Source organism: Pseudomonas sp. PD9R (assembly GCF_019200975.1).
Taxonomy (GTDB): Bacteria; Pseudomonadota; Gammaproteobacteria; order Pseudomonadales; family Pseudomonadaceae; genus Aquipseudomonas.
In genome coordinates this window covers 191,269-201,968 of record NZ_JAHTMR010000001.1, presented here as the reverse complement: position 1 = coordinate 201,968, position 10,700 = coordinate 191,269, and the positions used below count along the sequence as shown (strand labels likewise).

The 10,700-nt window shown below is 58.7% G+C and carries 11 protein-coding genes; 10 read left to right on the top strand and 1 reads right to left on the bottom strand.

The features are described 5' to 3' along the window. Positions 1–60 precede the first annotated feature (60 nt). Positions 61–1,626: a PAS domain-containing methyl-accepting chemotaxis protein gene (locus KUF73_RS00895; RefSeq protein ID WP_218436166.1), complete on the top strand. Its 1,566-nt coding sequence runs from the start codon at positions 61–63 to the stop codon at positions 1,624–1,626. Between the two features lie 97 nt (positions 1,627–1,723). Here the strand turns inward: KUF73_RS00895 and KUF73_RS00890 are convergent, their stop codons facing one another. Then, positions 1,724–2,398: an alpha/beta family hydrolase gene (locus tag KUF73_RS00890; RefSeq protein WP_218436165.1), complete on the bottom strand. Its 675-nt coding sequence runs from the start codon at positions 2,396–2,398 to the stop codon at positions 1,724–1,726. Positions 2,399–2,491: 93 nt separating this feature from the next. Here KUF73_RS00890 and ccoN (KUF73_RS00885) point away from each other — a divergent pair, with 93 nt between their 5' ends. The 9 genes from ccoN (KUF73_RS00885) to KUF73_RS00845 all read left to right on the top strand — a co-directional run bounded on the left by ccoN (KUF73_RS00885) (position 2,492) and on the right by KUF73_RS00845 (position 10,618). After that, the gene (gene ccoN / locus KUF73_RS00885; protein ID WP_218436164.1) at positions 2,492–3,916 is read left to right on the top strand and encodes a cytochrome-c oxidase, cbb3-type subunit I; all 1,425 of its coding nucleotides are present in this window, start codon (positions 2,492–2,494) and stop codon (positions 3,914–3,916) included. 10 nt (positions 3,917–3,926) lie between these two features. Further along, positions 3,927–4,535 carry a cytochrome-c oxidase, cbb3-type subunit II gene (gene ccoO / locus KUF73_RS00880; RefSeq protein ID WP_218436163.1) on the top strand — a complete coding sequence of 203 codons (609 nt, stop codon included), beginning with the start codon at positions 3,927–3,929 and terminating at the stop codon, positions 4,533–4,535. 3 nt (positions 4,536–4,538) lie between these two features. Beyond that, positions 4,539–4,751, top strand: a complete 213-nt coding sequence (locus tag KUF73_RS00875; RefSeq protein WP_218436162.1) for a cbb3-type cytochrome c oxidase subunit 3 — start codon at positions 4,539–4,541, stop codon at positions 4,749–4,751. Next, positions 4,748–5,701: a cytochrome-c oxidase, cbb3-type subunit III gene (gene ccoP / locus KUF73_RS00870; RefSeq protein WP_218436161.1), complete on the top strand. Its 954-nt coding sequence runs from the start codon at positions 4,748–4,750 to the stop codon at positions 5,699–5,701. The genes KUF73_RS00875 and ccoP (KUF73_RS00870) overlap by 4 nt, the downstream gene beginning before the upstream one ends. Positions 5,702–6,183: 482 nt before the next feature. Continuing rightward, positions 6,184–7,626 carry a cytochrome-c oxidase, cbb3-type subunit I gene (ccoN, locus tag KUF73_RS00865; RefSeq protein WP_218436160.1) on the top strand — a complete coding sequence of 481 codons (1,443 nt, stop codon included), beginning with the start codon at positions 6,184–6,186 and terminating at the stop codon, positions 7,624–7,626. Further along, positions 7,626–8,234 (top strand): cytochrome-c oxidase, cbb3-type subunit II, encoded by a 609-nt coding sequence (gene ccoO, locus KUF73_RS00860; RefSeq protein WP_123425668.1) that lies wholly within the window; start codon positions 7,626–7,628, stop codon positions 8,232–8,234. Before ccoN (KUF73_RS00865) ends, ccoO (KUF73_RS00860) begins: the two co-directional genes overlap by 1 nt. Before the next feature lie 5 nt (positions 8,235–8,239). After that, positions 8,240–8,425 (top strand): CcoQ/FixQ family Cbb3-type cytochrome c oxidase assembly chaperone, encoded by a 186-nt coding sequence (locus tag KUF73_RS00855; protein ID WP_003175465.1) that lies wholly within the window; start codon positions 8,240–8,242, stop codon positions 8,423–8,425. Next, complete coding sequence (gene ccoP / locus KUF73_RS00850; protein WP_218436159.1) at positions 8,422–9,405, top strand: cytochrome-c oxidase, cbb3-type subunit III; 984 nt, start codon at positions 8,422–8,424, stop codon at positions 9,403–9,405. The genes KUF73_RS00855 and ccoP (KUF73_RS00850) overlap by 4 nt, the downstream gene beginning before the upstream one ends. Positions 9,406–9,616: 211 nt before the next feature. Further along, positions 9,617–10,618: a metallophosphoesterase gene (locus tag KUF73_RS00845; RefSeq protein ID WP_256345262.1), complete on the top strand. Its 1,002-nt coding sequence runs from the start codon at positions 9,617–9,619 to the stop codon at positions 10,616–10,618. Positions 10,619–10,700: the final 82 nt, after the last annotated feature.

Below are 10,700 nucleotides of genomic sequence, written 5' to 3'. Positions count from 1 at the left end.
CTCAACAAATGACTGTTGGTGCCGATACAGCACTTGAAAGCCTTGCGGATTAAATAAGCCATGCGTAACAACCAGCCAATTACACAACGCGAACGGACCTTCCCGGCTCAGCAACGGTTGATTTCGACTACCGATGCCAAGGGCATGATCACCTACTGCAACGACGATTTCGTCGAGATCAGCGGGTTTTCTCGTGAGGAGCTGATCCGTGCGCCGCATAATCTGGTGCGTCATCCTGACGTCCCGGCTGCGGTCTTCGCGCACATGTGGGGCACACTGAAACAAGGCTTGCCATGGATGGGTATCGTCAAGAATCGCTGCAAGAACGGTGATCACTATTGGGTTAACGCCTATGTGACACCGATCTTCGAAGGCAATCAGGTGATCGGTTACGAGTCGGTGCGGATCAAACCCACCGCCGAACAGATCCGCCGCGCCGAAGCGCTTTACCAACGCATCAACCAGGGCAAGTCGGCCATTCCTTCAACCGATAAATGGCTGCCGGTCCTGCAGGACTGGCTGCCGTTCATTCTGGTCAGCCAGCTGAGCTTCATGATCGGTGCGTCGCTTAACTCGCATTGGGGTTTTGCCTTGGCCGCCGGTCTTTCTGTGCCGCTGGGCCTAATGGGCCTGAGTTGGCAACAACGCGGTATCAAGCGCCTGCTGCATCTGGCCGGGCAGACCACGTCCGACCCGCTGATCGCGCAGATGTACACCGACAGCCGTGGTGCCCAGGCGCGTCTGGAGATGTCGATCCTCAGCCAGGAAGCACGCCTGAAAACCTGCCTGACCCGTTTGCAGGACACCGCCGAGCACCTGACCGATCAGGCGAAGCAGTCCGACGCCCTGGCGCACAACAGCTCCAGCGGCCTGGAGCGCCAGCGCGTCGAAACCGAGCAAGTGGCAACCGCCGTCAACCAGATGGCCGCCACCACTCAGGAAGTCGCCAGCCACGTGCAGCGCACCGCCGACGCCACCCAGGAAGCCAATCGCCTGACCGGTCGCGGTCGCGACATCGCCGGGGAAACCCGCGAAGCCATTCAGCGCCTGTCGGTGGTGGTTGGGGAAACCGGTCTGACCGTGACTCAACTGGCCAAGGACAGCGATGAAATCGGCGGCGTGGTCGATGTGATCAAAGGCATCGCCGACCAGACCAACCTGCTGGCGCTGAACGCGGCCATCGAAGCGGCCCGTGCCGGCGAGATGGGTCGTGGTTTTGCGGTAGTGGCCGACGAAGTCCGTCAACTGGCGCAACGCACCAGCGAATCCACCGGGCAGATCCACGCCTTGATCGCCAAGCTGCAGCAAACCGCCAGCACGGCGGTGCAGACCATGGAAGCCGGGCATCGTCAGGCCGAAGAAGGCGTGGCGCGGGTACTGGAAGCGGATCAGGCATTGGTGGGGATCAGCGAAGCGGTGGGCAACATCACCGACATGACCACCCAGATCGCTGCCGCGACCGAAGAGCAAAGCGCGGTCGCCGAAGAAATCAGCCGCAACATCAGCAACATCTCGCACCTGGCTGACCAGACCTCGGAACAGGCGCAGAATTCGGCGCTGTTGAGTGAAGAGCTGACCAGAACCGCGAATACCCAGTATTCGTTGGTGGAGCGGTTTAACCGCTAGCACCAAAGATCAAAAGATCGCAGGCTGCGCCAGCTCCTACATGGATCGCGTCTTCCTGTAGAAGCTGCCGAAGGCTGCGATCTCTTGATCTTGCTTCTTACAAAAATGCCGCCACCTTCGCCGCCGCAGCCGCCAGATGCTGCTCATGGCTAAACCCCGAAGCCTTCAACGGCTTCAAATCATGATCCCCCGCCACCAGCCAGAACACCTCGATATTCGGTGACAGGTCATAGCGCTCGACCGCTTCACGATTACCCAACGCATCCCGCTCGCCTTGCACGATCAACGTGCGGGTCTTCAGCCCAGCCAAATGCTCGACCCGCGGTTTCTCTGGTTTGCCCACGGCATAAAACGGATAACCCAAACACACCAGCGCGTCCGCGCCCAATTCATCTGCCAACAAACTGGCCATCCGCCCGCCCATGGACTTGCCGCCAATGGCCAGCGGCCCAGTGACATGGCGTCGCACGACGGCATACACCTGACGCCAGCATTCGAGCAATTTCGGCGCCGGGTTCGGTGGCCGCTTGCCGCCGTCGATACGCCGCTGCGCCATGTAGGGAAACTCGAAACGCAGCATGTTGACGCCTTGATCGGCGAGGCGTTGCGCCATGTCGCTCATCCAGGCGCTGTCCATCGGCGCACCTGCACCATGAGCCAGGATCAGCGTTGCCGAAGCCGGCGCTAAAGCCGCATTCCACAACCACCCATGATCCTGCACGCACTGCGCCCATTGATCCCCGTCAATACCGGCCTTGTGCTGTTTGTCCATGCTTGCCTCGCTTTTAGTCTGCCTATAACTCCAGGCGAAGGGACGCTGCCATGCACTGCGCGTCCACTTCGGCTGAACCGTGGATGGGGAACCATGAACACTTCTATCAGTACCGCCTACGACTACAAGGTGGTCCGCCAATTCGCCATTATGACGGTGGTGTGGGGCATCGTCGGCATGGGGCTCGGGGTTTTTCTCGCGGCCCAGTTGGTCTGGCCCGAACTCAACTTCAATTTGCCGTGGACCAGTTTCGGCCGGTTGCGCCCATTGCACACCAACGCGGTGATTTTCGCTTTTGGCGGCTGCGCGCTGTTCGCCAGTTCGTTCTATTCGGTGCAACGCACCTGTCAGACCCAATTGTTTGCGCCGAAAATTGCCGCGTTCTGCTTCTGGGGCTGGCAGCTTGTGATCCTGTTGGCAGCCATCAGCCTGCCGCTGGGTTACACCAGCTCCAAGGAGTACGCGGAGCTTGAATGGCCGATCGACATTCTGATCACCATTGTCTGGGTCGCCTACGCCATCGTGTTTTTCGGCACGATCATGCAGCGCAAGACCAAGCACATTTACGTGGGCAACTGGTTCTTCGGCGCCTTCATCATCACCGTGGCCATCCTGCACATCGTCAACAACCTTGAGTTGCCGGTGAGTTTCACCAAATCCTACTCGGTGTATTCCGGGGCCACCGACGCCATGGTGCAGTGGTGGTACGGGCATAACGCCGTAGGCTTTTTCCTCACCGCCGGCTTCCTCGGGATGATGTATTACTTCGTGCCGAAACAAGCCGAACGGCCGGTGTATTCCTATCGACTGTCGATCGTGCACTTCTGGGCGTTGATCACCTTGTACATCTGGGCCGGCCCGCACCACTTGCACTACACCGCACTGCCGGATTGGGCGCAGTCGTTGGGCATGGTCATGTCGTTGGTGCTGTTGGCGCCGAGCTGGGGCGGGATGATCAACGGCATGATGACGCTCTCGGGTGCCTGGCATAAATTGCGCAGCGACCCGATCTTGCGTTTCCTCGTGGTGTCCCTGGCGTTCTACGGCATGTCGACCTTTGAAGGGCCGATGATGGCGATCAAGACCGTCAACGCCCTTTCCCACTACACCGACTGGACCATCGGCCACGTGCACGCCGGCGCGCTCGGCTGGGTGGCGATGATTTCCATCGGCGCGCTGTACCACATGATTCCGAAAATTTTCGGCCGGCCACAGATGCACAGCATCGGCCTGATCAATGCGCATTTCTGGCTCGCTACCATCGGCACCGTGCTCTACATCGCCTCGATGTGGGTCAACGGCATCGCCCAGGGCCTGATGTGGCGCGCGATCAACGAGGACGGCACGCTGACCTACTCCTTCGTCGAAACCCTGGTGGCCAGCCACCCAGGCTTCATCGTGCGCCTGGTAGGCGGGGCGATCTTCCTCAGCGGCATGTTCCTGATGGCTTACAACACCTGGCGCACCGTGCGGGCCTCGCAGCCCGCCGAAGCTGCCGCTGCCGCGCAGATGGCCTGAGGAGTCCGCCATGAAACACGAAACAATCGAGAAAAACGTCGGTCTGCTGCTGTTGCTGATGGTCCTGTCCGTGAGCATCGGCGGGCTGACCCAGATCGTCCCGCTGTTCTTTCAGGACGTGACCAATAAACCGGTGGAAGGCATGAAGCCCTACACCGCATTGCAACTGGAAGGTCGCGATATTTACATCCGCGAAGGCTGTGTCGGTTGCCACTCGCAGATGATCCGCCCGTTTCGCGCCGAGACCGAACGCTACGGCCACTACTCGGTGGCCGGTGAAAGCGTCTGGGATCACCCGTTCCTGTGGGGGTCGAAACGTACCGGGCCGGACCTGGCGCGGGTCGGCGCGCGCTACTCGGATGACTGGCACCGCGCGCACTTGTACAACCCGCGCAACGTGGTGCCGGAATCGAAAATGCCCGCCTACCCGTGGCTGGTGGCCAACGCGCTCGACAGCAGCCACACCGAAACCAAGCTCCGCGCCATGCGCACCTTGGGCGTGCCGTACACCGACGAGGATATTGCTGGCAGTGTCGAGTCGCTCAAGGGCAAGTCTGAAATGGACGCGCTGGTCGCCTATCTGCAAGTGCTGGGCACTGCCATCAAGAGCAAGAGGTGAGCCATGCCCATGTCTTTTATTGAGAACGAAATGAGCAGTGGGATGATCCGTGGCCTGGGCACGGTCGTGGTGTTCGTGGCCTTCGTCGGCCTGACCCTGTGGGTGTTCAACAGCAAGCGCAATCAGGAATTCGCCGAAGCGCGAATGCTGCCGTTCGCCGATGAGCCACAACCCGATATCACCGAAGAACCTGTAACAAGGAGTACCCGGCCATGACCACCTTCTGGAGTACGTGGATTTGCGTCCTGACCATCGGCAGCCTGATCGGCCTGACCTGGCTGCTGGTCGGCACGCGCAAGGGCGAAACCAAGGGCAGCGTCGACCAGACCATGGGCCACAGCTTCGATGGCATCGAGGAATACGACAACCCGCTGCCACAGTGGTGGTTCATGTTGTTCGCCGGCACGTTGGTATTTGCCATCGGTTATCTGATCCTTTATCCCGGCCTTGGCAACTGGAAAGGCATCCTCCCCGGCTACAAAAACGGCTGGACCGGCGTGCACGAGTGGGAAAAGGAGATGGACAAGGCTGACGCCAGGTTCGGGCCGATCTTTGCCAAATTCGCTGCAATGACGGTGGAAGAAGTCGCCAAAGATCCGCAGGCGCTGAAAATGGGCGGCCGCCTGTTCGCCTCCAATTGTTCGGTGTGCCACGGCTCGGACGCCAAAGGCGCATTCGGTTTCCCTAATCTGGCGGACAGCGACTGGCGCTGGGGCGGTAGCGCCGAAACCATCAAGACCACGATCATGGGCGGGCGCATGGCGGCGATGCCGGCCTGGGGTGAAATCCTCGGCGAGAACGGTGTGAAAAACGTTGCGGCTTTTGTGCGTCATGAACTCGCCGGCCTGCCATTGCCGGCCGACAGCGGCGCCGACCTGCAGGCCGGACAGCAAGCGTTCAGCACCACCTGCGTAGCCTGTCATGGGGCAAACGGCCAAGGCACTGAAGCCATGGGTGCGCCGAACCTGACGCACCCGGCCGGTTTTATTTACGGTACAAGCCTGGCGCAACTGCAACAAACGATTCGTCATGGCCGCCAGGGCCATATGCCGGCGCAGAACGAACTGCTCGGCAACGATAAGGTGCAACTGCTGGCCGCGTATGTGTACAGCCTGTCTCACGCTGCCCGCGCCGAGCGTTTGCAGGCCGAAGGCCAAGCCGAGTAATAGCAGACCGCTCTAGTGCCGCATTCTCCCGAATGCGGCAACTTTCTGCCCCTTTGCGACCCATTGTCGCACCCTCATTCAGTCTTCCTTTCGGTTCGCCAGATTCGGGTCTAAGCTTCCCCCGATGCGGACTGGCAAGTACCGGTTCCAGGTCGACCCTAACCGATGTGTGCGACGAATCTGCTCGATGACAAGCCGCAAAGGCTGGTAGATACCGGCTGTCGCGCCAATTGCCATCCGTCACCCGATCGTTGCGTTTAAACACACCCCGTTACATCCGACCTGAACCCCTCGCCTTTTTAGTCCGCCGGGACATTTTGCCAGTAGGCAGTTTTGTCCTTACGCGGCGCATGGAAAGGCCGCAGAATCAGCATTTGAAAGCATTGACCCAGGTCATGGCGCGTTGCAATGACCCCCTGCTTTCTCCATACTTGCGGCCGATTTTTAATCCTAATAAAACACCCAAACCGTGGAACCTTAGAATGAGCACAGCAATCAGTCCGACTGCTTATAACTATAAGGTAGTCCGCCAGTTCGCCATCATGACGGTGGTCTGGGGGATCCTTGGCATGGGGCTCGGTGTCTTCATCGCCTCACAGCTCGTATGGCCGGAATTGAATCTCGGTCTGCCGTGGACGACTTTTGGACGCCTGCGCCCGTTGCACACCAACCTGGTGATTTTCGCCTTCGGTGGATGTGCACTGTTTGCCACTTCTTATTACGTCGTGCAGCGAACCTGCCAAACGCGACTGATTTCCGATAGCCTCGCGGCCTTCCACTTCTGGGGTTGGCAAGCGGTGATCATCGGCGCCATCGTTACCTTGCCGCTGGGTTACACCACCACCAAGGAATACGCTGAGCTGGAATGGCCGCTGGCTATTCTGCTGGCCATTGTCTGGGTCACTTACGGTCTGGTGTTCTTCGGCACCATCGTCAAGCGCAAGACCAAGCACATCTATGTCGGTAACTGGTTCTACGGTGCCTTCATTGTCGTGACGGCGATGCTGCACATCGTCAACCACGCGTCCCTGCCAGTCAGCTTCTTCAAGTCGTACTCGGCTTACTCAGGTGCGACGGACGCGATGATCCAGTGGTGGTACGGCCACAACGCCGTAGGTTTTTTCCTGACCACCGGCTTCCTGGGGATGATGTACTACTTCGTGCCTAAACAGGCCGAGCGTCCGATCTACTCCTATCGCCTGTCCATCGTGCACTTCTGGGCGCTGATCACCCTGTACATCTGGGCCGGTCCGCACCACTTGCACTACACCGCTCTGCCGGATTGGGCTCAGTCCCTGGGCATGGCGATGTCGATCATCCTGCTGGCTCCGAGCTGGGGCGGCATGATCAACGGCATGATGACCCTGTCGGGCGCCTGGCATAAGCTGCGCACCGACCCGATCCTGCGCTTCCTGGTCGTGTCCCTGGCGTTCTACGGCATGTCGACCTTCGAAGGCCCGATGATGGCCATCAAGACTGTGAACTCGCTGTCTCACTACACCGACTGGACCATTGGCCACGTACACGCCGGTGCCTTGGGCTGGGTAGCGATGATCTCGATCGGCGCGATCTACCACATGATCCCGAAACTGTTCGGTCGTGCGCAGATGCACAGCGTCGGCCTGATCAACACGCACTTCTGGCTCGCGACCATCGGTACCGTTCTGTACATCGCTTCGATGTGGGTCAACGGCATCACCCAGGGCCTGATGTGGCGTGCAATCAACGATGACGGCACCCTCACCTACTCGTTCGTTGAAGCGCTGCAAGCCAGCCATCCTGGTTTCATCGTTCGCGCACTGGGTGGTGCGTTCTTCGCCAGCGGCATGCTGTTCATGGCCTACAACGTATTCCGTACCGTACGCGCCTCGAACCCGGCTGAAGCTGAAGCCGCCGAACAGATTGCTGTAGTTGGAGCTCACTGATGAAGCATGAAGCAGTCGAGAAGAATATTGGCCTGCTGGCCTTCTTCATGGTTATCGCCGTCAGCGTCGGCGGCCTGACCCAGATCGTTCCGCTGTTTTTCCAGGACGTCACCAACAAGCCGGTCGAAGGCATGAAGCCTCGCCCTGCCCTTGAACTGGAAGGACGCGACATTTTCATCGCCAACGGTTGTGTCGGCTGCCACTCGCAGATGATCCGCCCGTTCCGCGCAGAAACCGAACGTTACGGCCACTACTCGGTTGCCGGTGAAAGCGTCTGGGATCACCCGTTCCTGTGGGGTTCCAAGCGTACTGGTCCGGACCTGGCCCGTGTCGGCGGTCGTTACTCCGATGACTGGCAGCGTGCGCACTTGTACAACCCGCGCAACGTAGTGCCTGAGTCGAAAATGCCGGCCTACCCGTTCCTCGTGGAAAACAAGCTCGACGGCAAAGACACCGCGAAGAAAATGGAAGTCTTGCGAACGCTCGGCGTCCCTTACACCGACGAAGACATTGCCGGTGCAAAAGATGCGGTAAAGGGCAAAACCGAAATGGACGCGCTGGTGGCCTATCTGCAAGGCCTGGGCACCATCATCAAAAGCAAACGGTGATCTAGATGGATATCGGGATGATTCGTGGCCTGGGCACCGTTGTTGTGATGGTGGCCTTCATCGGTCTGGCGTTGTGGGTATTCAGCCCCAAGCGCAAGTCGGAGTTTGAAGACGCGACCTTGCTGCCTTTCGCGGATGATCCCGAAGCCATCAAGCACGTCGAGCAAGCTTCTAGGAGTAACAAAGAATGACTACATTCTGGAGTCTGTACGTCACAGTCCTCAGTCTCGGTACGATCTTTTCCCTGACCTGGCTGCTGCTGTCGACCCGCAAGGGCCAGCGCAGCGAGTCTACCGAAGAGACGGTTGGACATTCCTTCGACGGGATCGAGGAGTACGACAACCCGCTGCCGAAATGGTGGTTCATGCTGTTCGTGGGCACCATCATTTTCGCCCTGGGCTACCTGGTGCTGTACCCGGGCCTGGGCAACTGGAAAGGCCTGCTGCCGGGTTACAACTACCTCGATAACGAGAAGCAGACCGCGTTCGCCAACGGCCAGACTGGCTGGACCGGCGTTCACGAGTGGGAAAAGGAAATGGCCAAGTCGGACGCCAAGTTCGGCCCGATCTTCGCCAAATTCGCTTCCATGCCAATTGAAGAGGTCGCCAAGGACCCGCAAGCCCTGAAGATGGGTGGCCGCCTGTTCGCCTCCAACTGCTCGGTTTGCCACGGTTCCGACGCCAAAGGCGCTTATGGTTTCCCTAACCTGACCGACGCCGACTGGCGCTGGGGCGGCGAGCCGGAAACCATCAAGACCACTATCATGGGCGGCCGTCATGCGGTCATGCCGGCGTGGGCTGAAGTGATCGGCGAGCAAGGTGTTGCTGACGTTGCTGCATTCGTGGTGACCAACCTCGACGGTCGCAAGCTACCGGAAGGCACCAAGGCTGACCCGGTTGCAGGACAGAAACTGTTCGCCGCCAACTGCGTGGCTTGCCACGGTCCAGAAGGCAAAGGCACCCCGGCGATGGGCGCACCTAACCTGACCCACCCTGCCGCGTTCATCTACGGTTCGAGCTTCGCTCAACTGCAGCAGACCATCCGTTACGGCCGTCAGGGCCAGATGCCTGCCCAAGAGCAAATGCAGGGCAACGACAAGGTTCACCTGCTGGCCGCTTACGTCTACAGCCTGTCTCACGGTGAGAAGGCTCCAGTGGCGGACGCCCAGTAAGGCAAGCGCTTGATGCAATAAAAAACGGCCCCGCCAATGAGAATTGGCGGGGCCGTTTTGGTTTCAGCTCGCAGAGTGTTCGAAAATAGCGGCCAGGAAACATGGCCTTTCAATCCTGCTTCCCTCGTCACTTGCCCCGCCAAAAACGACTGACATACAGTCAGGGCTGTCGCTGCACATACCTACCTTTTATCAATAGAAATGGATTTCTATGAAGCCTTCAACTTGCGTCAAATTTTTCACCCTGGTGATGCTCACCTGCGGTATGCCTCTGGTGCATGCATTTGCCGCTGATGCTGCGCCGAGTCACATCGTCTTTGCTTCGACACCGAAATTCCCCTCGAGTGAAAACTCTGAAAATGGACAAACTGAATCGAGTTCGGACAAGGAAAACCGCTCAAGGTGGTTAATCGATGCGCAGTATTCAAGCATTGCCGAATTGCGCAAATACTCAGGTGGCGCATCCGCCGTACCCGTCATGATCAACGGCAACATGACGGCGTCAGGACAGTCCGAAGAGCGCGCCTACATCAGCGCGATTTTGCAGAACAAACTGAGCAATCTCTATGACTACGGTCTTGGCAACCACGACTACGACTTCAACGTCGCCAGTTGCGCCAGTTGCGCCGCTGGAAGCATCAACGACCTGAAGGATCGTTACTGGGGCAAAGTCGCCAACATGGATCTCGCCACCCGCGCTGCCGGCCGGACGAAAACCTGGTACGGAAGCCTGGCTTATGCCAGGGACTACGGTGATGTGCATTTGGTGCAGCTGCACATTGACCCGACTTACTCCGCGAGCTTTTCCACTGGCTCGTTCATCAATACCACGGCCTACGAGATCACCGCTTCTCTCGACTGGCTGGAGCGTGACCTGAAACGGGCGCATGAACAGGGGAAGATCATTCTGCTGAACCTGAGTCAGCCGTTTCACTGGCCGGTCAGGGAAACCGAGATTTTCAGGTTCACAAAGATGATCGAGGACTACGCCGTGACGGCAGTGTTTTCCGCTAATGCCCATAAGCGAAGCGGCAAATACGAATCGAGCAACTACATCTATGGCGATATACCGTTGTTCATGGGTGGTTCGGCGGTTCAGCAAAGCTGGTTGTTTGTCACTTTCTCTGACGATAGAAAGCACCTGACGGTGAACGTCATCGCGAATAACGACTGGCGCAACCCCGTTGCCACCCACACGGTCCCGGTCAAATAACGACGGACGGTGCGCCCTTGTTCCTATAGTCAGGTTGCCGAAAAGCAAGCCAAGTAGTAACGTTTCTACATTGGCATTTCAA